Below are 25622 nucleotides of genomic sequence, written 5' to 3'. Positions count from 1 at the left end.
AATATGAAGAAAAGAATAGCAATAGTACTTTTTAATTTAGGAGGTCCAAATAGTCTTGAATCCGTAAAACCTTTTTTATTTAATTTATTCTATGACAAAGCTATAATTAATCTACCAAATCCCTTGCGTTATATTATAGCCAAGATACTTTCTATTACTAGAGAGAAAAAATCTCAAAAGATTTATTCTTTAATCGGTGGTAAATCTTCCCTACTTCAGGAAACGCAAGAGCAGCGGTTAGTATTAACTGAAAAGCTAAAGCAACTTGTAAAAGAAGATTTTTCTGTTTTTATAAATATGAGATATTCAGCACCGTTTGCTAAAGAAACGATAAATCAAATAAAAAAGTATAATCCAAGTGAAATAATATTATTGCCTCTATACCCTCAATTTTCAAGTACTACGACAGGATCGTCGGTTAAAAATTTTTTACAAAATCTTGATATTCCAATTAAAGTAGTTTGCTGTTATCCTCTAGAAGAAGATTTTATAAAAGCTCATGTTTACTTAATAAAAGAAAAACTATACAGTAAAAATTTTCGTATATTATTTTCTGCTCACGGGTTGCCCGAAAAAATAATAAAAGCAGGTGATCCTTATAGTTTTCAGATAAAAGAAACAGTAAAAGCAATAGTTAAAGAATTAAATATAAAAGATCTAGATTATAAGATAACTTATCAAAGCAGAGTAGGACCTATAGAATGGTTGAAACCAAGTACGGAAGACGAAATAAAGCTAGCGGGAAAGTTAAAAAAAGACATAATTATTGTACCTATATCCTTTGTGTCTGAGCATGTTGAGACGCTTGTAGAGCTGGATATTGAATATAAATTAATTGCAGATAGATATGAAATTCAATATACTCGAATCCCGACGCTTGGTACAAATAAAATTTTTATTAATAGTTTGACAAATATATTACTACGATTTATTAATAATGCTGATACTAATTTAGTTATGAGTAGCTCTAGTACAAGAATATGTCCAAACGAATTTACTAAATGCTTGTGTAAATTAAAGAATTAATAAGAAAAAAAATGGCAAGTTATTATTTATGGTTTAAGTCAATCCATCTGATATCTGCTATATGTTGGATTGCAGGGCTTCTTTATTTACCTAGAATATATGTTTATCATACCAAAGCTAAAATAGGTAGTGAGCTAGATAATACTTTACAAGTAATGGAGCTAAAATTACTTAGATTCATTATGAATCCGGCAATGATTAGCACATTTATATTTGGTATAATAAATGCTCATATTTATGGATTTGTTGCTCTTGGCACTTGGTTTCACGTTAAAATGTTTGCAGTATTAATTTTAGTGATATTTCATGGTTTACTTGCTAGATGGAGAAAAGATTTTGTAAACGGTAAGAATGTCCATTCAGAAAAATTTTATGGTATAGTCAATGAGATTCCTACTATTTGTATGGTTATTGCAGTAATAATGGTTATAGTGAAGCCATTTGACTAGTATAGTGTCACTTTTCGATTGGCTTGACCGGTATTGTTCTATGAAAAAATTATTAGTATTGTAAGTTATATTTTTGAGTACTGTGGTTGAACCACGGTGTAGTATTTAGGCATGTTTTTTAATTTGTGCAATCAAACTTAAGTATTTAACACCATTTTACCTCGGGTGGTAGTGACATTAATATTGCTTCAACATTCCCATAAGTCATTAAGCCGAATTTAGTACCGCGATCATATAGTAAATTAAATTCTACATATCTACCTCGCCTTATAAGTTGGTATTCTTTCTGTTCAGTAGTCCAAGGCAAAGATAGCTTATTTCTAACGATTTCAGGATATACCGATAGTAAAGCCTTACCTACATCCTTAGTGAAAGCAAAATCTTGCTCAAAATTACCGCTATTTAAGTAATCATAGAATATTCCGCCTACTCCTCTTGGTTCCTTTCGATGCTTTAGATAAAAATATTCATTACATTGCTTTTTGAATTTAGGATAATAGCTAAAATCATATTTATCACATGCTTTTTTAAAAGCTGTATGAAATTTTGTTGTTTCGTTTTCTTCTGGGTAATATGGTGTTAAATCTCCTCCTCCTCCAAACCAACTTTTAGAAGTTTCTATATAACGAGTATTAAAATGCATAGCAGGAATTAACGGTGATTTAAGATGTGCAACTACTGAAATACCGGTTGCAAAGAATTTCCCGTCTAGTTCTGCTCCTGGAATTTCTGTACGAAATTCTGGAGATAATTTACCAAATACGGTAGAAATATTAACTCCTACTTTTTCAAATACTTCTCCTTTCATAATGGACATAACACCGCCACCTCCGCCGTTACGTTCCCAGTTTGAATACACAAATTTGGCAGGTTCTATATCTTTTTCTTTTGTATATTCTTCTTCAATTTTTTCAAATTCTGCGCATAATAAATCGCGTAAATCAGTAAACCAATTACTAGTTATTTTTCTATTTTCCATATTCACATACCTAATAAATGAGGAGTCAGTAGACGAATTTTAATAGAAAAGAGCAGAGCATTTTGAATGCTTACAGTGTAGTTTAATCTACGTAAGGACTATAAGCAAGAAATAACACTGCCAATTTTTTAAATTAAACGAGTATACTATCCGATATTCGTTTAATTATATTTCTCATCATATACATAATCACTAAAAATGTAGCAGCAATAATCATGATATAAAAAGCTGGAGCATAAAATACTCCTGTATGCTCTACAAGCCAACTAGAAATAATCGGTGAAGTTCCACCGAATATCGCTATTGCAAAATTGTAGCTGAAAGCAACACCAGTAAATCTTTGTTCTGCTGTAAATAATGATATAACGAATATATAAGCTGTGCCTGCTATACTTCCTGCAAGCATACCAAGAATTGTAAGTGCTATAAATTGTTGCCACATCTCTTCTGCTGACATAAGTAACATAGTAGGTAAAATTAATATTAAGATAGCAACTCCAACAAATATTGCCGTTTTAAATTTTCCAATGATATCGGTAGTACCGCCGGCAAGCGGCATCGCTATCATTGCAATAAATGAGCTATAAGCCAAATATGATAAAGCAATAGTATTACTAAGATGCATAATATTATGATAGAAAACATTTATATAAGTTTTTACTAAATACATAACACTGCTAGCAATTGCACCTGTACATATAGTTAAAAACATAGATCTCCAAGCAGTTTTAATTACGTTAGAAAAAGGTGCTTTAAGAACTTGTTTCTTTTCCTCAAGCATTTTAAAAATTGGTGTTTCTGATACACGCAACCGCAAATAAAATCCGACAAGACCCATGAAACCACCAAGCAAGAAAGCAAAACGCCAAGCAAAATCTATATGGGAAAAATAATGTTCAATTATAATACCGATAAATGTTGCAACTAAAGTACCTGCAATATTTGAACTGTGAACCAAACCAGCTGTAAAGCCAGGTTTTAAATTTTGACGATGTTCTAGAATAAAAATAGCTGCTCCTGTTCCTTCACCGCTAATACATAAACCTTGAATAAGCCGCATTATAACTAGCGTTATGGGGGCATAAATCCCAATACTTGTGTATGAGGGTATGAGACCCATAATAAAGGTTGGAATAGTCATACCTAACATCGAGATTATTAAAGCGGTACGTCTGCCGTACCTATCACCGATATAACCAAATAATATTCCTCCTATCGGTCTTGTCAGAAAACCGACCGCAAACACTCCGAGACTTAAAAGAGTTCGGATAAATTCTGACTTACCTGGAAAAAAAACTTGTCCAATAATCAATGAAAAAACTGAGTATACCGTAAAATCATAATATTCGAGTACATTACCTGAAATAGCAGATAAAAAAATGAACTTAGATCTATTCATCGAGCTTTAAATAATTTAATTACTAATTAGCTATTATAGACAAGTTACATCATTTTTAAAGTATAAAGTGTTAATATACTTGATGAACTTCAAAGATTGGTTATGTCGTCCTATCTATAAGTTCTGCGGTACTCACTTATTAATTTATGCTCTGCTCCTCATCTTATAGACTTCCTTGTTCTTTTTGAAATTGATCTTGGTATATCTTATATACTGCATTTACTTAGTTTTCGTGCAAGTGATTTTGTTAAATCCTTTTCATATTATTTGTCTTTTATTTAAAAGTAACTTATATTAGATTTAAAGAAATAAATATATAAAACTATGGAAATTATTAATAGTGTTGATGCATCTGTATCTTGTTGCGGCAAAGAACCTCCATATGACCACCCAAAAGTTTATTTAGAAATAGATAAAGAAAAGAAGGAAGTTATCTGCCCATATTGTATTAAGAAATTTAAATTAATAACAAAATGACTATTAAGTTTCTTTCAGAAAGTACTATCAATCGAATTGCTGCCGGTGAGGTTATAGAAAGACCTGCATCAGTAGTAAAAGAATTAGTGGAAAATGCTGTTGATGCTGGTAGTACTAAAATAGATATTATTTTAGAACGTGCAGGCAAAAACCTAATTATTATTTCTGATGACGGTATCGGTATGACTGATAAGGAATTAGAAATTGCTGTTGAACGTCATACAACTTCTAAGCTTGATGAAAGCAATTTTCTAAACATTCATACTTTTGGTTTTCGTGGTGAAGCATTATCTTCGATTGCTGCCATTAGCAAAATGATAATTACTTCTAAAAAACGAGGAACTGACAAAGCTTTTCAAATTAAATTAATTGGTGGTAGTAAAAAACAAGTTACTATTTCTGTCCATAATGAAGGTACTAAAATAGAGATACGAGATTTATTTTTCGCAACACCTGCACGTCTAAAATTTCTTAGAACTGATAAAACTGAACTTGCAGCAATTTTGGATATAGTTAAGAAAGTCGCTTTAGCACATCCTAAAATTTCTTTTAGTTTAACGCATGACGGTAAGAATTTATTAAAACTAAAGGGACAGAATAAAGATGTAGGAACTAACTTAAAACAGCGTATAATTGATGTAATAGGTGATGGTTTTATAAAAAATGCTGCTTATGTAGATTTCAAAACACTGGATTTCTCTGTTTGTGGCTATACTAGTATCCCAACATATAATAGAGCTTCAAGTGAAGATCAGTTTTTATTTATCAATAATAGACCGGTAAAAGATAAATTACTGCAAGTAGCTTTGAGGGTAGCATATCAAGACTATTTGGCCCGTGATCGTTATCCACTATGTGTTATATTCTTACAAATTGATCCACAATTTGTTGATGTTAATGTACATCCGGCAAAAGCAGAAGTAAGGTTTCATGATCCGAATTATGTACGAAACTTATTAATAGAAGCAATTAAAAGTGCTTTAACAAATAAAAGCCATGTTACTTCTACTACTATCGCCTCTGATACTCTTGAGTTATTTAAAAATTCTCTCATCAATAAACAACCGACTATAAATAAACAGGTAAATGTTAATAGTAAATTAGTGGATTATAGGTCTTATAGTTCAGCTAGTACGCCTAAAATATCACAAAATCATATTTATCAAAAACTAATTGATACATTGCCACATGCTAAAATAGAGCAGGAAGTAGAAAATCGTATAGAACATGAGCAGCAAATTAGTAAACAATATAGACTTGGAGCAGCTAAAGCTCAGCTTCATACGACTTATATTATTTCGCAAACCGAAGATAGTATAGTAATTACCGATCAACATGCAGCACATGAGCGTCTTGGATATGAAAAAATAAAAAACTATATTAATACAGAAAAACTAATAAAGCAACGTTTACTTATTCCTGAAATAGTAGAGCTGCCAAATGAAAAAAGATCAGATTGCTTGTATGAGCATAGGGAAAAATTATCTAAACTTGGTTTAACTTTGGAAAAATTTGGTGAAAAATCTATTATAGTAACTGAAATTCCAAATATTCTTGGAGATGTAAATGTACAAAAGTTAATCCAAGATCTCGCTGATCATTTATTGGACTTTGGCGAGAATATAGTTTTAACTGAGTTGATCGAGCATATAACAAAGACTTATGCCTGTCATTACTCTATTAGATCAGGGCGAAAATTATCGGTGGATGAAATGAATGCTTTACTACGTCAAATGGAAAATACACCGTTTTCAGGACAATGTAATCACGGTAGACCTACTTATATTGAATTAAAACTTAAAGACATAGAACGTTTATTCGGTCGCTAAATTATTTCATTTTACTTGACTATTTTTCAATTTTGTTTTATTCTCCTCATTCTTAGAAGAATAAATAATATCTTGATTTAAGGTGTCAGCTAATGGCAAAGAAAAATAAAAATGTTTTGGTAAAGTTAGTAAGTACTGCTGGTACAGGTGTTTTTTGGGTAAAAAAACGTAATCCAAAAACCCAAACCGAGAAGCTTTCTTTTCGTAAGTATGATAAAGTAGTTAGAAGACATGTTCTTTTTAAAGAAGAAAAAATAAAATAAATTGTAAGTAATATATGGCAGTAAAAATTCGTTTAGCTAGAGGCGGTGCTAAAAAGCATCCTTTTTACCGTGTAGTAGTAGCTAACGCAACAGCACCTCGTGACGGTGATTTTTTAGAAAAAGTTGGAACTTATAATCCAATGCTGGCTTCAGATAATAGTGAGCGTGTGATTTTAAAAAAAGATCGTATAGAATATTGGCTTAGTACAGGTGCTAAACCAACCGAACGAGTTGCAAAATTTATAGAGCAAGCTGGCGTTATTATTCCTAAAAAAGTCAAAAAAGGAATGGCAATTAAAGCAAAAAATCGTAAACCTAAAACAAGTAAAGGAAGCTAAAGAAGCTTAGTTTGTTTTTATATTGTTATTCCTGCAAAAGCAGGGATCCAGTAACCTGTCATCCCTTGGCTTGATCGTGGGATGAAAATGGAAAAATGTTGATCAATGCAACAACAGCTCATTATAATTAGGGTATTATATGCTTATTTCTAAATAGTTGACTTTATCTTTGTATGCCGGATTAGCTCAGTGGTAGAGCAACCGCCTTGTAAGCGGTAGGTCATCAGTTCAAATCCGATATCCGGCACCATCAAAAAAATATCTCTAACTTTAATTATAGTATTGTTACTATATGAACATTATATAGATGTCATACTGTGGCTTGGTCATGTATTGTACAAACGTTTAGGTGATCGATAGCTAGAAGCGGTGTTACGGAAGGCCTACTTACTCAATGTTATTCCCGTGTAGGTGGCGGGAAGGCTTTATTGTGTCGATCAAAAACGCATTCGGTATAATACCATGGCTTGACCATGGTGTCCAAAAAATAACTTTTAACATTTTATCTGGATCCCGTGATCAAGTCGCAGTATGATAACCACTTTACCGAGCCACACAACAATGCTTACGCTGGAGGTAAGTAAGATTAACATCTAAAATTTTATCCTATGATAGTAATTGATAAAACATCTTATAGAGCTGTAGGTTTTGATAAACGTATTAAATTCCTAGTGCTACATTATACACAGTGTAATTTTAAACAATCTTTAGATTTTCTAACCGGTGAAAAGTTAAGTAGTCATTATTTAATAAACGATAAAAACCCTGAACATATATTTCAATTAGTAGAAGAGAGTGATAGAGCATGGCATGCCGGAGTGAGTTACTGGCAAGGTCATGAGCATATTAATGATACATCAATTGGTATTGAAATCGTGAATCCTGCTTTTAAAGTAGATCCAAAAAATAATGATGTATTGTGGTTACCTTATTTAGAAAGGCAAATTAATAGTGTTATAAGTTTGTGTAAAAAGATTATTGCTAAATATGATATTAAACCTACTAGAGTGGTTGGGCATTCTGATATTGCTCCAGGTAGAAAGCAGGACCCAGGTCCGCTATTTCCTTGGAAGCTATTATATGATAACGGTATAGGAGCATGGTATGATGAGCAAACTTTTAACGAGTTACTGCCGCAAATTGATATAACCGATATTATGGCAATTCAGCAAAAATTTATTAAATATGGTTATAAACTTGAAGTTACCGGAGTTTTAGAATCTAAAATGAAAGATGTTATAATTTCATTTCAAATGCATTTTCGTCCTAGTAATTTTTCTGGTAATTTGGATGCTGAAACCGTAGCAATTTTAGATGCATTAATATTAAAATATAAATCTGAGTTAAGCAGCTAATATGGTACAATTTGTAACTATACCGAATCTTACAGATTATCAGGTTACTTTAAAATTAATGGAAAACTATGTTAATAAGGTAATCAATGCTGATGAGCCAGAAATTGTTTATTTAGTTGAACATTCTGAAGTATACACTGCCGGTACTAATTATAAACGAGAAGAATTATTAAATTACGGTGATATTCCGGTAATTTATACAGGACGTGGTGGTAAATTTACTTTTCATGGACCAGGTCAGCGTGTTATTTATCCAATTATTAATTTAGCTTCAATGAATCGCAGTAAAGATTTAAAGCTATATATAAAAATGCTTGAAGAATGGATTATAAATAGCTTAAATTATTTTGGAATTAAAGCATATATCATTAAAGATAAAGTAGGCATTTGGGTAAAAGTAAGCAAAGATGAATTTGCAAAAATTGCTGCAATAGGTGTTAGAGTAAGAAAATGGGTTACATATCACGGTGTAGCTATAAATATTTCAACAGATTTAAGTAAGTTTTGTGGAATTGTTCCTTGTGGACTTGAAAATTCTTTAGTAATATCTTTAAATCAATTAGGAGTTTATATTGAAATGTCTGAATTTGATAAAATTATTCAAACTGAATTTAACAAAATATTTAAATGATCAGAAATTTTTTACTCACAATTTTAGTAATTTTTGCTCTTTGGATCGGTGGTTTTAGTTATTATATATATTTAATAAATTCTTATAAGCTTAACAGTAACACTACTAATGCAATAATAGTATTTGCAGGAGGAGTGCATAAAATTGAAACCAGTATTTCGATGCTTAAGGCAGGCTATGCACCTATATTATTTGTTATCGGTATAGAATCTGCAGAGCAATTAAAAAATTTGTTAAAAGAACATAGAGTAATAGAACAACAAGTAATACTTGCTCCGAATTCTAAAGAAGATAATATTAAGAAAGCAGGTGATTTTATTTTGACTTACAATCTTACTTCAATAATTTTAGTAGAGCATAATTATAATATGCCTTTTATACTAAATAAGCTTGAAAAAGCGATTCCATCTTCCAATAATGTCTATATAGTACCATATCCTGTTTTTTCTAAACAAAAATATGATATTTTATTTAAATCCTATCATCGTTATTTAATGAGTATAATAAACTGATCTCCACTTTGTACTTAGTTGTTTGTCGACTTACCTATTGGTATAGGTTTCCTCCTCGTGCTTGTTACAAAATGGGGCTGAATTTATTATATACTGCTTTTTTGAAAGAAGTTTAAAATAATAAGCACTTGAGATGGAAAGAAAGTAGTTCCTATCTTGAATACAAACAAAACTTTTCATTTATCAGGAGTATATATTTTCTATTCCTTAATTTGACATTTTACTCTTTTTTAGTTCAATTTTTTAAAACGATTATGCCAAATATAATGCAGAAATTAAAAAGCCTATTATTACTGCAGCTTTCATAGAGTTTGAAATGATAACTACTCTCAAAGTTAATACTACATCCTTTTATTAACTAGGATTTATCATAATAAAAAAACATGTATACTAAGGAAGGAACTACCATACTGCCAAGGGTTACAGCAGCAGGTAATATTAATTTTTTATTTATCATTTACCATATAAATATTAGTGTAAGAATATATAATATTTATGTACATTAACTACTTAAAAGATTTGATCAGTTTTAAATCTATAACTCCTGAGAGTAATGGAGCTATTGAGTATATTGATGGTTTGCTTAAAAAACACTGCTTTAAGACTGAAATAAAAATATTCGGTGATTCTAAAAGTGAGCAAGTCACTAATCTTTATGCTGTGTATGGTAAGGGCAAACCTAATATTTGCTTTGTTGGGCATGTAGATGTGGTGCCTGCAGGTGATTATCATCTTTGGCATAATTCCGCTCCATTTAAGGTTAATGAACAAGACGGCAAGATATACGGCAGGGGTGTAGTTGATATGAAAGGAGCTATAGCGTGCTTTCTAGCTGCAGCTTTAGATCTTATAAAAAATAACCCTGATTTTAAAGGTTCCGTTAGTTTCTTACTGACTAGTGATGAAGAAGGAAAAGCAAAACACGGTACTAAAGAAATGTTGCAATATATTTATGATCAAGAGCATAAGATTGATTTTTCCGTTGTTGGTGAGCCTACTTGCGAAAAAGAAATAGGCGATACAATTAAGATTGGTAGAAGAGGAAGCATTAACTTTAAATTAAATATAGAAGGCTTAGCAGGACATGCAGCTTATCCTCATAAAGCTAATAATCCTTTACCTTGCTTAATAAAAATATTGAACGAGTTAATAAATATAAGACTTGATGAGGGAACAGAGTTTTTTCAAAGTTCAAATCTTGAAGTGACGAATATTGATGTTGGCAATAATACTTCAAACTTAATTCCGGCAAGTGTGGAAGCATATTTCAATATACGTTTTAATAATTTACATAATGCAGAAACTTTAGTGCAATTAATAGAGCAAATTGTTAAACAATATTGCAAAGGATATAAAGTAGACTATAAGCTAGAATATATTAATTCTGCTGAAAGTTTTATTCAGAATCCTAATAATAAAATAAAAGATTTTGCTGATGTAGTAGAGAGTACATTAAAAATAAAGCCAGAATTCTCTACAAGTGGTGGTACCTCGGATGCAAGATTCGTTAAAAATTATTGTTCCTTGGTAGAGTTCGGTTTATTATCTGAAACGGCACATAAAATAAATGAATACACTAAAATTAGCGATTTACAAAAATTATATGATGTGTATTATAATTTTTTGATTGAAACGCTGACCGATAAATAGTTATTCCTGTTATATGCTGTTTTGTGGATCAAAGTAAATCATACTATGGCTTAACCACAGAGTATCCTTATAATCCTAGTAATTTTAGCATTTTTACTGGATCATGTGATCAAGTCACGGGATGACAGCTAATTTATCTGGTCTATATAACAATTCTTTTATGGAAATAGCATCATTATGCGGATGTGATGGAACTGGTAGACATGCAAGATTTAGGTTCTTGTGCCGTGAGGCGTGGGGGTTCAAGTCCCTTCATCCGTACCACTTAAATTTTCTTATAAAAAATAATATAAAAATTTTATGCAGCAATTTAGTATTTATCAAACAAGTGGTGAATTACTTCTAAAATCGATATTGCTTCTGATAGAAAAATGTTATCACTCTGATCTTAAAAGTGTTATACTTGCGACTGATAAAGAACAGCAGGAAATCCTCAATAAAAATCTTTGGACTTATTCACGCAAGCAATTTATACCTCACGGTAGTAAGCTTGATCCGCAGCCTGAAAAACAGCCGATTTATATTACTGATGAGTTACAAAATCCTAATAATGCTAGTGTGCTTATCATTATTTCACCCATAGATATAGGAAAAATTTTACAAGTTAAGGACTATGTAGAAGTTTTTAAAAGAATAATTATTATAACTGATTTACCGGAAGATTTAAAAGAATTAACAGCTAAAGTAAATAAATTTACTGAGCAGGAAAATAAAATTGATTGTTTTAAACAAGATATGCAGGGTTTGTGGAGTAAAGTAAAATAAGATTATATTTTTTTATTTATAAATAAATATAATCCAATAGTTAAAGCAATAACCAAATTGGAATAACAAGCAAAAATAAAATCTGGATTTTTTGAAGCAAAGTTTTGTAATATAAAATGAATAGAAGTAACAAGCAATACTGTCAAAGTTGAAAATAATACCGGCATAAAAGTTGTTTTTTTGCTATAAGGATATCTCAAAAAAACTGCCAGTGCTAAAAAAGGTAATACAAAATTATATAAAGGCCAAATTATTCTTTGATGTGCTTCAGCAATTAATTTAATTTTTTTAGTAATAGCTAAATCATGAGGTGGGGCAAGTAATTCGCTTATATAATATTCGTTTGCTTCTTTATTATGTTTAGTTCTTTGTGATACTAAAGGATTATCATTTTGCAGCTTTATCATTAAAGAATCGAAAGTTAGTTGTGTTAAATTACCGTTTACGTCATATTCTTGTCTTAGACCTTTATTAAGTTCAAAAATCGGGCTATTATCATATATATTAAGAGTACCTGAATCTGCAAATACTACTGATGGGTTATTAGTATTACGATTATCAAATATTATTACACCGTTCATAATATTTCCTGCTGATTTTTTATCTATAAAAACAGTGATATCTTTAGTTACTTTATTAAAAGTTTTCTCTTCAATCATGCTTGATATATAATTATTCTTTATAAAACTTAAACGTGATTTTAAGTTTATATGAGATAAAGGCATAATGGTGGAAGATATATAATAAGCAAGCAGCATAACTATTAATGCTAAATACAAAGCAGGCAATGCCAACTGTACATTGTTAACTCCCGAGGCTTGTAATATAATTAGTTGTCGCTCAACTTTTAAATTATTATAGATATAGATTACTGCAATAACTGTTATTACCGGTAATAGAATAAATAATAAAGTAGGAAGTACTAAAACTATTAAACTGAGGAAGTCCATAACTTTTATACCTTTATCAAATAAATATAAAAGTTTTAATACTTGCGTTATCCATACTATACTAGTCATCGAAAAAGTAATGACTATAAGCAGTGGTAAAATATTTTTTATAAAGTATTTTCGGTATAGTAACATAATGTTTTTTTGATATTATTCCTGCTGTTCTCTTATGTCATTCCCGTGCAGGCGGGAATCCCCAGAAAGAAAGACAAAAACAATTTTTTATCAAATACGTAATTTTTGTACCAATGTTAAGGTTATTTTTTCTGGATTTCCAGCTGCACGGGAATGACATCAAGAGCCGTGCAAAAATAATGACCGACCTTTTTTATTACATTATTTGCAAAGATTCGATAAATTAACTTACCTATTAGTATTGTTATAAATGCAATAGCAATGCCGTAGGTTATATCACTTGGGTAATGCATAGCAAGACTTATGCGAGATAAAGACACGAGTATAATAACACAAATCATTAAGATTTTTAACCGTAATTTAATATAATCCCAAGCAAGATACGTTACCAAAATGCTAAGAGCAGCATGGCTGCTTGGAAAACTTGAAAAGCATCTTTCGTTTGCAGTATTTATTATGGTCATGAAACTATCTATAGGAAGACTGCAATAAGGGCGAGGTAAACTAACGGAAAATTTAAGAGTAGTAAAAACTAAACCGAATACTGCGTATATTATACCGATTTCAACTAATTTATTATAGTTGCCCCAAAATTTATTTTGTCGCTCATTATCATTTTTAATTTTCTTTAGTTGAATATAAAGATATATACAGTATAAAATATATATTAAGGCGAAATTAGCAATATTAAAACAAAAAGAAATTATTTTCAGAAAATACGGTATAAAACCTATATTAGTAATTTTATTTAAAAATAAGAATATTTCTTGATTTAATAGGCAAAAATTATAAAAAACTTCAAACATTATTTTAAATATTTATGTTACAAGTAACAATACTTGGGTGTGGAGCATCTATAGGCGTACCAGTGATCGGATGTGATTGCAGTATATGCACATCTACTTCAAAGTACAATAAAAGAACTAGATCAGCAATATATATCAATGATGAAAATAGTCAAATATTAGTTGATTTCGGTTATGATATTAAATATCAGCTAGTTAGAGAAAAAATTAGTAAGCTTGATTGTGCGATATTAACCCATGATCATTCTGATCACGTTAACGGTATTGAAGATTTGCGAGTATTTTCTTTTACCTCAAAAAAGCCATTAGAAATTTATACCAATTATAATACAATAGCAAAGCTACATAAGAAATTCGATTATTTATTTGTTATGCCTTGGCAAGTGCTAGCTACTAGACCTATTGATTTTTTTGATAAAATTAAGATCTCTACTATAGAAATACAGTTTTTTAGACAGTATCATGGTTCTATAGATAGTTTAGGGTTACGTATAGGTGATTTTGTCTATTCGTCTGATGTAATCGATTTTCCACTTGAATCGGAAAAATTTTTAAAAGATATAAAAGTATGGATATTGGATTGTATGGATTACAAATCAAATTCGAATCATGCAGGGCTTGATAAAGTTCTAGAATGGCGTGAAAAATATAAACCTGAAGAGATATTATTAACCAATATGAGACACACGATAGATTATCATGAAATTACAAAAATACTCCCAAGTAATGTTAAGCCACTTTATGACGGTTATAAATTTACTATTTAGTGTATGATAGTATTAGAAAAAGTCTGTAAGCGTTATGGCAAAAATTACGCAATTAAAAATATTGATTTAAGTTTTACTACTAAGGAAACTACTGTAATAATAGGTCCTTCGGGAAGCGGTAAAACTACTCTGTTACGAATTTTAAATAATTTAGAAGAACCAAGTAGTGGTACTTTTTTGGTAGACAGAAAAAAGCTACTGCTAAGGGATAGAAGAAAACTTCGTTTAAAAGTAGGTATGGTTTTTCAAAATTTTAATCTCTTCCCACATTTAACGGTAGGGGAAAATCTAATATATACACCAATAAATGTTTTAAATTTGCCAAGAGAAAAAGCAGTTCTTAAGGCAAAAGAACTACTCAAAAAGTTTAAGCTAACGCAGAAATTTGACTCATGTCCGGCAAGCCTATCAGGAGGACAGAAACAACGTATAGCAATAGCAAGGGCTTTAATGATGAAGCCAGAAATTTTGTTATTCGACGAACCAACTTCAGCCTTAGATCCTGAAAATATTAAAGATGTTATAGAGAATATAAATTTATTAAAAGACAAAATGAGTATGGTAGTAGTCACTCATCATTTGAAATTTGCAAAATTAATAGCAGATCGTATTATTTTTATGGATCAAGGGCAGATTTTAGCAAATCAGGATGCACCAGATTTTTTTAATAAACCGGTATCGCATCGAGCTAGGTTGTTTTTGGAAAATATTGGTGATTTAATGTAACTCTTCTCTATGAAAAAATGTATTTTTTCATAGAGAAGAGTAAATAAATAGTACCAAAGATGAAGGTGGCTTCAACCTTTGATATAAAATTTAATTTGTTGTTTGCATGGATCGTTTTTTCGTCTGAGCTAAGGGAAATTACGAAATAATTGACTAAGCAATGAAGAATAAAAATGCTAAAGATTAGCATTTTTTAAATTTTTTTAGATTGTCATGCTTCCTTACAGTCGCTTGCAATGACGATTTGGTATCCATACACAACACTGCCTATGCAGGAATGACATCGAATCAATAAACAATATTAACGTATGAATAAAAAACTCATAAAATTTGTTTTTATCGTTTGCAGTACCATAATTGTAAGCGGTTTATTATACAAATATATTAATCAACATTATCCGAAATTTTTTAAAGAATCACAAAATATAGGAAGTTTTTGTGCGTTGTTATTAATATTATTTAGTATAATTTATAGTACTATTAACCAAAATAAGGTACGCAAATTTTGCTTACAATTAGCAATGTGGACAGCAATTTTTTTAGTTATAATAACCTGTTATGCTTTTAGGTTTGAGCTGAACTATGCTTATCATAGAGTAATGTCTGCTTTAATTCCATCATATAAGTGGTCTACTGAAGTTGGAGAAATTATTATAGCCCGTAGTGGAGACGGGCATTTCTATATCAATGCTTTTGTAAATAACATTAAAATAAAATTTATGGTAGATACCGGTGCAAGTGATATAGCTTTAACTAAAGAAGATGCCCAAAAATTAGGATTTGACTTAACTAAATTAAAATATACTAAAACTTACCTAACAGCTAACGGTGAAAATAAAGCCGCACCTATAACCTTAAACAGTGTAGTAATCGGTACGGAATTTAAGAATATCAAAGGTCATGTAGGTCTTGGTGATCTTGATATTTCACTACTTGGTATGTCACTATTAGAACGTTTTAAAAGTTTCAGGATTGATAAGGATTTGTTGATCTTGAATTATTAGATATCTTTCCAAAGAATTTTACAGAACTTAGCAGGTTTTGTTTTATCTTAAAAAGAGTTCGATGTCATTCTAGCTAAGAATCTGGAACCTAAAAACCCTGCGAGCTTGTATTGGTATCTTAGAATAATCTAAGATCAAGACTCTGTTGTCAAGCCAAGAGGTGAGACAAATAACCTAAATTTCTGCTTTTAGCTAGAATGAAATGAGAGCCATGTTAGAACGGCATTTTAAAACCCGATGGTAAATTTATACCGCTTAAAGCTCCTGATAAAGAATTTTGGGAATCTTTATCACATTTTTGCTTAGCGTCATTAAAGGCAACTTTAATTAAATCCTCAAGCATCTCTTTTTCTTCTACTTTTAATAAAGATTCATCAACTGAAACATTTGCTACTTCACTATGGCCGGTGATAGTAATTTCAACAAGCCCGCCTCCGGCTTTACCGTTAAACCTTGCATTTGCCATTTGTTCTTGGGCTTCTTGCATTTTCTTTTGCATTGATTGGGCTTTTTTTAAAAACTGATTAAAATTTACCATAATTCTATCCTTTAATTTTTAAGTAAAATATCTGAAATCATTGCATTTGGGAAATGTTTTTTAATTAAAGCAAAATCATTATTTGCTTCAATCTTCCCTATGAGCTGGTTTTTTAAGGTTTGCTTGTTCTGCTCTTTTATTATTATAACCTCAAATTTTTCCTTGCTAAAAGTAACTAGTAAATCTTCTATTTGTTTTTTTATATTGCTTGTAGCTTCAAAACTGCAGAACTCTAATCTATTATCACCAAAATTTTTAAGTTCCGTATGATTGAGTAGGAAGTAATACATATCTATTTCATTATTTTTATATAGATATTCAAGAAAGTCTACAATTTCAAATTTTTTTTTTATTTCTGGATTGATTGATTGATTGGAATTTTGATTATTAACGTCAAAATCTGTAAGCAATGGTAGTGACGTCGAATATATAGATTTTATAACTAACATTTCTGCTTCTGTCAGTTGATTATAGGAATTTTTTATTTCCGTGACTCCTTTATTATATATTTGCCATAAGATTGACAGATAAGGCAAACTAATTTCACTTAAGATGTTTTTAATTCTACCATTAAATGATTCATATATGGGCAAACTATAATTAGGTAACATTTTTACTTTATTAAGATAAGCAATAAAATCTGCTACTGATTCTATAAAAATCTCAAGATTAACTGAAAAACCATAAAGCTTATTTATTAAGTTTATAGCTTTTTCTGTCTCTCTACAGATAATATATTCGAAGAATTCTATTATAACTGAAGTATCAACAAGTCCAAGCATTTGATTAATTACTTGAGAGCTAATTATATTATCGGATTTTGCCGACATACTAGCTGCTTGATCTAAAATAGATACTGCATCACGTGCTGAACCTTCTGATTTAAAAGATATAATTCTGAGTGCTTCTATATCGGCTTTTAAATTTTCTTGCTTAGTTATATATTTAAGTAATTTAAAAATCTCTTCAAAACTAAGACGTCTTAAATCATAACGCTGACATCTTGAAATAATAGTTGCAGGTATTTTTTGTACTTCCGTCGTTGCAAAAATAAATATTATATGAGGTGGTGGTTCTTCCAAAGTCTTAAGAAGTGCATTAAACGCTCCTTTAGAAAGCATATGTATTTCATCAATAATGAAGATTTTATATTTACCTTGTAAAGGTTTATACTCAGCTGATTCTATAATTCTACGTATATCATCTACGCTAGTTTTACTTGCTGCATCAATTTCAATTATATCAGGATGATTATGATTGTTAAAACTAATGCAATTCGTACATTCTTCACATGTTCTAATAGTATAGTCAATTGATTTAAAATTGTTTACATTGTCATTTGTCGCTCTATTATCTATAGTTTTCCCTCCTTGCCTCTTGTATTTAAGGTTAACTGAATTGACTACAGTGTCTTCAGTAATTAAAGCAGAACAATTTACTGCTTTAGCAATAATACGGGCTGAGGTAGTTTTACCAACCCCTCTAATACCCGTTAAAAGATAACCTCCGGCAAGCTTATCGTTTAAAATAGTATAGCTTAAAACTTTGACTAGTACCTCCTGCCCCTGAAGCTCGGCAAAGTTACTAGGACGATATTTCCTTGCAAAAGGAATATACTTATTAGATGAATTTATATCGGTCACGATTGTTATAAGATATAATTACCTAGCTCACTTGTAGGCATTGTTACTACACGATTTAAAAAATACTCGATGCCATACCGTGACTTGACAACGGTATCCAAAAGTATAACTACTAATTTTAGTATTTTAAATTGGATACTGCAATCAAGTTGTGGGGTGACAATGAAAAATAGGCATAACATCCAATTCTTTTAAGAATAATGTGCTAGTAATGACCCACCAAATCCTGCTCCGGCTGCTTCCTTTCAGACCTGACCAACTAAACAGGCATAATGCCCATTACTAGCATAATTAACATAACCTATTTATCTGGAAGAAACAATATATTTTTTTTCTATTTCTGATTTTGGTAACCTTTCAGGCGGTCCAAATATTTCAGGGTTTTTTAATTTAAACAAATCATCGGAAAATTTTTGTACTTTAGCTATTTTATCAAAAGTAATAGTGACTATATTATTATCTTCAAATATTTTGATTAGCTCAATTTGTTTAGTAGCTTTATTAAAAGTAATTTCGCTACGCTTTTCTGTTAGAGTATGGTAGATAGTAATTTTAAAAATATTTCCTTCATTAATTACTGATTCAAAAATAAAATCCTTGTCAAAATTCTCATTATCTTCTAATAAGAAATTAAATATATTTTCACTTCTATTAATACGACTTACTTGTTCCATATCATAATCATACATCGATACGAAATTTTTAGTACCTATTATAATTAAAGGAAACGGGGGATAATAATTACATCTAAAATAAGGTTTTCTTATTAATAATTTTCCTTTAGCTATAGTATTCTTAGAATCTTCTTGAGTAAAATCTATCGCAACTGATTTTATCGTACGTAGATAAGTTTTTAGCTCTAAAATAACAGTATGATTATTTGCATATACTGTAACAGAATTTACAAAAAAACAAATAACTGCTAAGAACAATATTTTTTTCATTTTTATTGTTTTATATTTGTGATTATGTTTAAACTACCTTAGTTTTTTTGTTAAAACAAATAATTTTTATGAAAATCGTCGCTTTAAAAGAAAAAGCCAAGTATGAAGCACGTACTGCTATAACACCTGAAGTAGCAGGTTGCTAGTCAAAAAAGCTATTTAGTTACTGTAAAAAAGATATAGGGCTTTCTGCTGGTTTTCTTGATGAAAAGTATATTGCAGCTGGTGCTAAAATATTTTCGGTATCGCTCGAGATTATTTCCAATGCCGATATTATATTAAAGATACAAACTTCATCTGCTACAGATAAATATAGTAAGCTTGAATTTGCAAAATCAGGTGCAATTATTATCGGTCTTCTATCACCCCTTATTTAATGATTATATAAAAGCAGCAGCTAAAAAAGCTTATACTTGTTGCTATAGAGTTTGTGCCGAGAATTACTAAAGCTCAAAATATGGATGCTTTATCTTCTCAAAGTAATTTAATAGGGTATAGAGCAGTAATTGAGGCAAGTTATCATTACACAAAAGCTTTTCTGATGATGACCGGCAGCGGGGACTATTTCACCGTGTAAAACTTTAGTGCTTGGTATCAATGTTGCTGGTCTTCAAACTATTGCAACAGCAAAACGGTTTGGTAGTATAGTTGTATGGTACGATGAAGAGCTGCTACCAAAGAGCAGGTAGAAAGCTTAGGAGCTAAGTTTGTTTCACCAGAGCTACAATAAGATTTGCAAGATAAATCAGGTTATGCTTTAGAAAGTTCGGAAGATTACAAAGCTAAATAAGAGGAGTTTTTAGCAAAAAATATTAAAGGATATGTATAGTTATTACTACTGCAAAAATTTCGGGGAAAAAACCCCTTTACTCGTTTCTATAAACATTTTCGGCGGATTTATAGTGACAAAAAGAATGATAGAGATGTTTAAGAAGAAATATACTTGTCTATTAACTCTTCATTTTACTTAGAAGTATAAACCTAGATAAGCATAGCTAATAAGGAGGAACTGGTAAGAGATGCAGGATATAGCACCACCCACGTACACAAAGTATGTAAGGATGCGAGTACCGAATCGATGCATAAATTTTTTCAGGGCAAGTTATGTAGCTAAAGTTCTAATTCTTTATATTTAATCTCAACTACTTCATATGATTTTGATCCTTTTGGTGTTGTGACTTCTACAAAATCACCTACTGATTTCCCAATCAACGCTTTTGCTATAGGAGAAGCTATTGAAACTCTTTTTCTAGTTATATCAGCTTCATATTCTCCTACAATAATATATGTTACTTCTTCTTCAGAATCGTCGTCAATTAAAGTAACTGTAGCCCCAAATTTTATGTTATCTCCTGATAGTTTACCAATATTAATAATTTCCGCTCTTGCCGTCATATCTTCAAGCTCTTTAATGCGCCCTTCTATAAATGCTTGTTTTTCACGTGCTGCTTCATATTCCGCGTTTTCAGATAAATCGCCGTGTTCTCGTGCTTCTGCTATATCTTCACTAATTTTTTTACGCTCTACATGTTTTAAATGTCTAAGCTCGTATTCTAATTTTTCAAAACCTTTAGTAGTGATAGGAAATTTTGTATTCATAATTATATTGTGTAGATTTAGTAATTTATAGTATACTCTTTTCAGATCTCAGCAAGTATATTTGTAATAGTTAAATTTGTCAAATAAGCCTTTTTAATTATAGATATTCATTGTGAATTGGCATTGTTGGATTTTGTTATGTCATTCTTGCAGAGGCGGAAATCCAGTAAAACGTATAAAAAAACTAGTTTCTTATGTGGTTATTTTACTAAATATGTAATTTAATTTTTATGCCAATACTCAGGTTATGTTTTATGTATCATTGTTTTCATAGGGATGGCACTAAAGCTTCTTGCAATGATGCAGGCATTATTTTTCACATATCTAAAAACATATTAACGGCTCTATGGTAATTAACGATTTTGACTTCGAGAAAAAGCGTAAAATTTTTCACCTATCGGCTATAATATTTCCGATACTTTATTTATTTATTCCAAGAACCTCTATTAAGCTCTTATTATTTATAATAACGGTTATTACATTATATTTAGATATATTACGTCATAATAATACAAGAATTAGCAAATTTGTAACTAGATTTTTTTCAAAAGTTATAAGGCCCGAAGAAAATAACGGCTCTTTTGTTTTAAGCGGCATTAGCTTTATGATGCTCGGTTTTTTCTTAACTGCTCTTTTTTTTCCTAAAAATTTAGTAATTTGTTCGTGGTTAATTTTAATTATTTCAGATTGTTTAGCTGCTCTTGTCGGCGTTAAAATAGGTAATAGTTTAAGTAATGGTAAATCAATAGCAGGTTCTATTACCTTTTTAGTTTCTGCAATGTTTATAAGCATATTAGTGTATTTCTATTTAGGATATAATACAAGTTTTATTATTATCATTATAAGTTGTATAGGGGCTACAGCATCTGAATTTTATTCAAAAGATTTAAAAATTAACGATAATCTATCTATACCTCTTGCTTATTGTCTTTTTACTACTATTCTTTTTTATATAATATAAAATATGCGAGTTGCATCTGAATTTTATGAGTTATTAAGAAACCGTATTAACATATTTGATGTAATACGGCAAAAAGTAGTTTTAACTAAAAAATCCGGTAACTATGTAGGTTTGTGTCCTTTCCATCAAGAAAAGACTCCTTCTTTTACGGTTAATGATAGTAAGAGGTTTTTTTATTGTTTTGGTTGTAAAGCAGCCGGTGACGTTATAAAATTTACTTCTAATATTAGTGGTCTATCCTATAAGCAGTCTGCTATAAAGCTTGCAACTGATTACGGTATAGAAATGCCAAAATTAACTGTGAAACAAAAAGAATTTTATGAAGAATCTGATGAAATTCTCAATATTCTAGAGCTCGCCAATAAGTTTTTCAGGACACAATTAACGCCTGAAATATTAAATTATCTACACGGGAGAAATATTACTGAAAAAACAGTCAAAGAGTTCTCAATAGGATTTGCACCAAAAAATAATAAATTTGAAAAGTTTTTTCATGATAAAAATATAGATGTTGTAAAACTCGGTAAAGCAGGTTTAATTGGCAAACGAGAAAACGGAGAAATATATAATTTATTTTCTAATCGTATTACCATTCCAATTAGAAATATTTACAATAAAATTGTAGGTTTTGGCGGTAGAGTACTAGGGGAGGGGCTGCCTAAATATTTAAATTCACCTGAAACTATAGTATTTCAAAAAAGTGAAACACTATATGGTGAGAACAAAGCAATAAGCAGTAGCTATAAAAAAAATCACTCGATTTTAGTAGAAGGTTATTTTGACGTTATAGCACTACATCAAGCAGGTTTTAGCGAAGCGGTTGCAAGCCTCGGCACTAACGTTACCGAGCATCACTTAAATAAATTATGGCGTGCCGGTGATGAAATTATATTATGTCTTGATGGAGATAATGCAGGCATAAAAGCTAGCATAAGAACTATTAACATAGCATTGCCGCTTATTAATAGTAAAAAGAAAATTTCTTTTATTAGGTTACCAAGCGGACTTGATCCCGACGATGCAGTAAATAAAAATGGTGCTGATTTTTTTGTAAAGCTTATAGATACAAGAATAAGCCTATCAGAAATGATTTGGCATATAGAATATAGTGGCAAGAGTTTTAAAACTGCAGAAGAAAAAGCTAATTTAGAAAAAAATTTAAAAGATTATTGCAGCAAAATATCGGATAGTGATTTAAGAGTAAGTTATTACAGGTTTTTTAAAGATCAAATATGGCAGAATTTAGTCATAAAACAGAAGAAAGTTATAACTAAAAGCTCAAATTTAATACCTATAGTTTCAAGTCATGGCTATTCAGAGCTTGAAATGCTAGAACATGCTTTTTGTGCTTTGTTGGTTAAGTTTCCTACAATACTTGAAGAAAAAGATATTAAAGATTTCATCCTAAATTTAAATTTTAACAATAAATTGCTTGAAGCGTTCCGTAATTGGTATTTAAACGAGATTATAGATAATAACGTAGAAACAAGTGAAATTACTGCAATTGTCAAAAAAACTAGCTTTTTTGATATTTTTTTATTATTATCAAAAACAGATAATTTGTTTTTAGATACCTCATTTAATAAAAATAACATCAGACTAGATTTATTATGGCAGTGGCTACATAAGAAATATTATCTAATAAATTTACAACAAGAATACACGTATATTATAAACAGTAATGATAATCACGATTTTGAAAAAGTTTTACTATATAAAAAAGAAATTCTGAAGATTGCAAATGAACTTCAAGTTTTAAACGAATCTTTTATTAACCATACTATAATTTAATATTTCTATACTTCAAGTATAATGAAGAGTAAAGAAAACAAAAAATATAAATTAAATTTGTATTTGAGATGGGCACTGCTTTCCATATCGATACACGTATTATTTTAATTTTGCTTTCAATAAGTAGTATTACACTACCTTTTGAAAGCAAAAAAACATATAGGTATTTAATGAGCAATAGTAATATAGATAATGATCTAGATAAGGTAGATAGTTTACTTAAAAAAGCTAAATCTAAAAAGATACCGGTCACTTATGATGATATAAACAAAGCTCTTCCTCTTAATAAAAATCCTTCGATAAGACAATTAGAGGAAGCTATATTAAAATTTTCCGATGCGGGAGTAGATATTTTAGAATCTAACGAAGATGATGAAATTAAGCTTGATATTGGAATGGATGAAGAATTTAAGTTATCTATCAATGTTGATAATGAACCTGATGATGAGGTAGAAGAAAAAAATATAGGTACTACCGATGATCCTGTAAGATTGTATCTTAAGGATATGGGGGGAGTTGATCTTTTAACTCGTGAAAACGAAGTAGAAATAGCAAAAAGAATTGAGGAAGGGCGTAAAACAATGACTGCTTCCTTATGCAGAAGCCCTATTGCTATGCGTTGTTTTATATTATGGTATGAAGATTTAGTGAATGAAAAAATATTACTACGTGATCTAATAGATTTGGAAGCTAACATGTTACATGATGAAACATCCGAAAATGATGAAGAAAATGGTAGTGATACTGAAGGAGAAGAGCATGAGGATAATCACTTATCTATGTCTAAAGTAGAAACGCAGATATTACCTAATATTATAGAGCGTATGAAAAAGATTTCTTTTATCTGCGAAGAACTACTATGTGAAGCTAAAAAATGTTATGAAAAATCTTTTGAATTGAAGGTTTTACAACATAGCAAAAAATATAATAATAACTTGGAATTGCTAATAAATGAAGTTTCAGAAATACATTTTAATTCTAAAAAAACAGAAGAAATTTTAAGTAAGATGTATGGAATAAATCGTGATTTAATTAATAAAGAAACAGCTTTTTTAAAACTTGCTGAAAAATACGGAGTGACTCGTCAAAATTTCCTTGATGAATACATAGGATCGGTTATCAATGCAGAATGGAAAGAAAAAATGCTAAAAAATAAAAAGGTCGCTTGGAAAGAGTTAATTACCAAAGAATCAGATTATATAGATCAAATGATTGTCGAATTATCGGTTATAGAATCTGATACCGGTCTTTCAGTTAACGATTTTAAAAAATTAGTGAATACTATACAAAAAAGTGAAAGACAAACACTGCAAGCAAAAAAAGATATGATAGAAGCTAATTTACGTTTAGTTATATCTATTGCTAAAAAATATGCTAATAGAGGATTGCAGTTTTTAGATTTAATTCAGGAAGGTAATATAGGGCTTATGAAAGCCGTGGATAAATTTGAATATCGCCGTGGCTATAAATTCTCTACCTATGCTACTTGGTGGATTAGACAAGCTATAACAAGAGCTATTGCTGATCAAGCAAGAACTATACGTATTCCTGTGCATATGATTGAAACAATTAATAAGATATTGCGTACTTCAAGGCAAATGCTTAATGAACTGGGCTATGAACCTACGGCAACGGAAATCGCTAACCGTCTTTCAATGCCGCTTGATAAAGTGCGTAAGGTCATGAAAATAGCTAAAGAACCTGTAAGTCTTGAGAATCCCGTAGGGGATGAGAGTGATGGCGGTCAATTAGGGGATTTTATCGAAGATAAGAATGCAGTAGCACCGATTGATGCAGCAATTCAGTCAAATTTACGAGAAGTTACTACTAGAGTACTTGCAACTCTTACACCTCGTGAAGAAAGAGTGCTTAGAATGCGTTTTGGTATAGGTATGAACACTGATCATACATTAGAAGAAGTAGGACAGCAATTTAAAGTAACTAGAGAACGTATAAGACAAATCGAGTCAAAAGCTTTAAGAAAGTTACAGCATCCTATTAGATCTAAGAAGCTTAATAGTTTTAGAAGTAGAGGAAAGCGTAGTGATAGTAATCCATCGGATTTGCTAGAAGCGTGATAACACT

The 25622-nt window shown here is 30.4% G+C and carries 24 protein-coding genes, 2 tRNA genes, 1 other RNA gene and 3 pseudogenes; 21 read left to right on the top strand and 9 right to left on the bottom strand.

The window, feature by feature from the left end:
* Positions 1 to 3 precede the first annotated feature (3 nt).
* Both hemH and hemJ read left to right on the top strand, forming a co-directional pair.
* Positions 4 to 1026, top strand: a complete 1023-nt coding sequence (hemH, locus tag AAGW17_RS01540; protein WP_347939179.1) for a ferrochelatase — start codon at positions 4 to 6, stop codon at positions 1024 to 1026.
* Positions 1027 to 1037: 11 nt separating this feature from the next.
* Positions 1038 to 1475 carry a protoporphyrinogen oxidase HemJ gene (hemJ, locus tag AAGW17_RS01535; protein ID WP_347939178.1) on the top strand — a complete coding sequence of 146 codons (438 nt, stop codon included), beginning with the start codon at positions 1038 to 1040 and terminating at the stop codon, positions 1473 to 1475.
* A 145-nt stretch (positions 1476 to 1620) separates the two neighbouring features.
* Here hemJ and hemF read toward each other — a convergent pair whose 3' ends face one another.
* Together hemF and AAGW17_RS01525 are read right to left on the bottom strand one after the other, a co-directional pair.
* Positions 1621 to 2460 (bottom strand): oxygen-dependent coproporphyrinogen oxidase, encoded by an 840-nt coding sequence (gene hemF / locus AAGW17_RS01530; RefSeq protein WP_347939177.1) that lies wholly within the window; start codon positions 2458 to 2460, stop codon positions 1621 to 1623.
* 127 nt (positions 2461 to 2587) lie between these two features.
* Positions 2588 to 3853: an MFS transporter gene (locus tag AAGW17_RS01525; protein ID WP_347939176.1), complete on the bottom strand. Its 1266-nt coding sequence runs from the start codon at positions 3851 to 3853 to the stop codon at positions 2588 to 2590.
* Between the two features lie 324 nt (positions 3854 to 4177).
* On the opposite strand from AAGW17_RS01525, the gene AAGW17_RS01520 reads away from it, so the two are divergent.
* From AAGW17_RS01520 to AAGW17_RS01470, 11 genes and pseudogenes are all read left to right on the top strand, one after another.
* Positions 4178 to 4330, top strand: coding sequence for a zinc-finger domain-containing protein (locus AAGW17_RS01520; protein WP_347939175.1), 153 nt, complete (start codon positions 4178 to 4180; stop codon positions 4328 to 4330).
* On the top strand, positions 4327 to 6159 hold the full coding sequence (gene mutL / locus AAGW17_RS01515) for a DNA mismatch repair endonuclease MutL (RefSeq protein WP_347939174.1): 1833 nt from the start codon (positions 4327 to 4329) through the stop codon (positions 6157 to 6159). Before AAGW17_RS01520 ends, mutL begins: the two co-directional genes overlap by 4 nt.
* 92 nt (positions 6160 to 6251) lie before the next feature.
* The gene (gene rpmG, locus AAGW17_RS01510) at positions 6252 to 6422 is read left to right on the top strand and encodes a 50S ribosomal protein L33 (protein WP_347939173.1); all 171 of its coding nucleotides are present in this window, start codon (positions 6252 to 6254) and stop codon (positions 6420 to 6422) included.
* Positions 6423 to 6436: 14 nt separating this feature from the next.
* Positions 6437 to 6770: pseudogene (gene rpsP / locus AAGW17_RS01505) on the top strand (30S ribosomal protein S16).
* 165 nt (positions 6771 to 6935) lie between these two features.
* Positions 6936 to 7010 (top strand) — tRNA-Thr (locus tag AAGW17_RS01500).
* Between the two features lie 358 nt (positions 7011 to 7368).
* Positions 7369 to 8115, top strand: coding sequence for an N-acetylmuramoyl-L-alanine amidase (locus AAGW17_RS01495; RefSeq protein ID WP_347939171.1), 747 nt, complete (start codon positions 7369 to 7371; stop codon positions 8113 to 8115).
* Position 8116: 1 nt separating this feature from the next.
* Complete coding sequence (lipB, locus tag AAGW17_RS01490) at positions 8117 to 8746, top strand: lipoyl(octanoyl) transferase LipB (protein WP_347939170.1); 630 nt, start codon at positions 8117 to 8119, stop codon at positions 8744 to 8746.
* Positions 8743 to 9258: a YdcF family protein gene (locus AAGW17_RS01485; protein WP_347939169.1), complete on the top strand. Its 516-nt coding sequence runs from the start codon at positions 8743 to 8745 to the stop codon at positions 9256 to 9258. The genes lipB and AAGW17_RS01485 overlap by 4 nt, the downstream gene beginning before the upstream one ends.
* Before the next feature lie 495 nt (positions 9259 to 9753).
* Complete coding sequence (gene dapE / locus AAGW17_RS01480) at positions 9754 to 10908, top strand: succinyl-diaminopimelate desuccinylase (RefSeq protein WP_347939168.1); 1155 nt, start codon at positions 9754 to 9756, stop codon at positions 10906 to 10908.
* A gap of 179 nt (positions 10909 to 11087) precedes the next feature.
* Positions 11088 to 11172: transfer RNA gene (locus AAGW17_RS01475), tRNA-Leu, on the top strand.
* Positions 11173 to 11208: 36 nt separating this feature from the next.
* A complete protein-coding gene (locus AAGW17_RS01470) occupies positions 11209 to 11673 on the top strand; it encodes a DNA polymerase III subunit chi (RefSeq protein WP_347939167.1) in 465 nt (154 codons plus the stop codon).
* Between the two features lie 2 nt (positions 11674 to 11675).
* On the opposite strand, the gene AAGW17_RS01465 is transcribed toward AAGW17_RS01470, so the two are convergent.
* Together AAGW17_RS01465 and AAGW17_RS01460 are read right to left on the bottom strand one after the other, a co-directional pair.
* A complete protein-coding gene (locus tag AAGW17_RS01465; RefSeq protein WP_347939166.1) occupies positions 11676 to 12758 on the bottom strand; it encodes an LptF/LptG family permease in 1083 nt (360 codons plus the stop codon).
* 122 nt (positions 12759 to 12880) lie between these two features.
* A complete protein-coding gene (locus AAGW17_RS01460) occupies positions 12881 to 13564 on the bottom strand; it encodes a phosphatase PAP2 family protein (RefSeq protein WP_347939165.1) in 684 nt (227 codons plus the stop codon).
* Positions 13565 to 13578: 14 nt separating this feature from the next.
* Here AAGW17_RS01460 and AAGW17_RS01455 point away from each other — a divergent pair, with 14 nt between their 5' ends.
* The 3 genes from AAGW17_RS01455 (at position 13579) to AAGW17_RS01445 (ending at position 16061) form a co-directional block, all read left to right on the top strand.
* Positions 13579 to 14331 carry an MBL fold metallo-hydrolase gene (locus AAGW17_RS01455; protein WP_347939164.1) on the top strand — a complete coding sequence of 251 codons (753 nt, stop codon included), beginning with the start codon at positions 13579 to 13581 and terminating at the stop codon, positions 14329 to 14331.
* A 3-nt stretch (positions 14332 to 14334) separates the two neighbouring features.
* Positions 14335 to 15057 carry an amino acid ABC transporter ATP-binding protein gene (locus tag AAGW17_RS01450; RefSeq protein WP_347939163.1) on the top strand — a complete coding sequence of 241 codons (723 nt, stop codon included), beginning with the start codon at positions 14335 to 14337 and terminating at the stop codon, positions 15055 to 15057.
* Between the two features lie 308 nt (positions 15058 to 15365).
* Positions 15366 to 16061, top strand: a complete 696-nt coding sequence (locus AAGW17_RS01445; protein ID WP_347939162.1) for a TIGR02281 family clan AA aspartic protease — start codon at positions 15366 to 15368, stop codon at positions 16059 to 16061.
* A 214-nt stretch (positions 16062 to 16275) separates the two neighbouring features.
* Here AAGW17_RS01445 and AAGW17_RS01440 read toward each other — a convergent pair whose 3' ends face one another.
* From AAGW17_RS01440 to AAGW17_RS01425, 4 genes are all read right to left on the bottom strand, one after another.
* Positions 16276 to 16599, bottom strand: coding sequence for a YbaB/EbfC family nucleoid-associated protein (locus tag AAGW17_RS01440; RefSeq protein WP_347939161.1), 324 nt, complete (start codon positions 16597 to 16599; stop codon positions 16276 to 16278).
* 11 nt (positions 16600 to 16610) lie between these two features.
* Positions 16611 to 18242, bottom strand: a complete 1632-nt coding sequence (gene dnaX, locus AAGW17_RS01435) for a DNA polymerase III subunit gamma/tau (RefSeq protein WP_347939160.1) — start codon at positions 18240 to 18242, stop codon at positions 16611 to 16613.
* Between the two features lie 197 nt (positions 18243 to 18439).
* Positions 18440 to 18533: signal recognition particle sRNA small type (ffs, locus tag AAGW17_RS01430), an RNA gene on the bottom strand.
* 14 nt (positions 18534 to 18547) lie between these two features.
* On the bottom strand, positions 18548 to 19186 hold the full coding sequence (locus AAGW17_RS01425; protein WP_347939159.1) for an outer membrane lipoprotein carrier protein LolA: 639 nt from the start codon (positions 19184 to 19186) through the stop codon (positions 18548 to 18550).
* Between the two features lie 68 nt (positions 19187 to 19254).
* Here AAGW17_RS01425 and AAGW17_RS01420 point away from each other — a divergent pair.
* Positions 19255 to 20047 (top strand): annotated as a pseudogene (locus tag AAGW17_RS01420) (NAD(P)(+) transhydrogenase (Re/Si-specific) subunit alpha); the annotation flags it as partial.
* A gap of 5 nt (positions 20048 to 20052) precedes the next feature.
* Positions 20053 to 20157: pseudogene (locus AAGW17_RS01415) on the top strand (proton-translocating transhydrogenase family protein); the annotation flags it as partial.
* A gap of 139 nt (positions 20158 to 20296) precedes the next feature.
* On the opposite strand, the gene greA reads toward AAGW17_RS01415, so the two are convergent.
* The gene (greA, locus tag AAGW17_RS01410) at positions 20297 to 20785 is read right to left on the bottom strand and encodes a transcription elongation factor GreA (protein WP_347939158.1); all 489 of its coding nucleotides are present in this window, start codon (positions 20783 to 20785) and stop codon (positions 20297 to 20299) included.
* Positions 20786 to 21131: 346 nt separating this feature from the next.
* Between greA and AAGW17_RS01405 the strand changes: the two genes are divergently transcribed.
* The 3 genes from AAGW17_RS01405 to rpoD all read left to right on the top strand — a co-directional run bounded on the left by AAGW17_RS01405 (position 21132) and on the right by rpoD (position 25615).
* A complete protein-coding gene (locus AAGW17_RS01405; protein ID WP_347939157.1) occupies positions 21132 to 21746 on the top strand; it encodes a diacylglycerol/polyprenol kinase family protein in 615 nt (204 codons plus the stop codon).
* A 3-nt stretch (positions 21747 to 21749) separates the two neighbouring features.
* On the top strand, positions 21750 to 23537 hold the full coding sequence (gene dnaG, locus AAGW17_RS01400; RefSeq protein ID WP_347939156.1) for a DNA primase: 1788 nt from the start codon (positions 21750 to 21752) through the stop codon (positions 23535 to 23537).
* Between the two features lie 170 nt (positions 23538 to 23707).
* On the top strand, positions 23708 to 25615 hold the full coding sequence (gene rpoD, locus AAGW17_RS01395) for an RNA polymerase sigma factor RpoD (RefSeq protein ID WP_347939384.1): 1908 nt from the start codon (positions 23708 to 23710) through the stop codon (positions 25613 to 25615).
* Positions 25616 to 25622: the final 7 nt, after the last annotated feature.

Source organism: Rickettsia sp. Oklahoma-10, assembly GCF_039954865.1.
In the GTDB taxonomy this organism is placed as follows: domain Bacteria; phylum Pseudomonadota; class Alphaproteobacteria; order Rickettsiales; family Rickettsiaceae; genus Rickettsia; species Rickettsia oklahomensis.
Note: the sequence above shows the minus strand (reverse complement) of the source record. Positions and strands in the feature narration are given on the sequence as shown.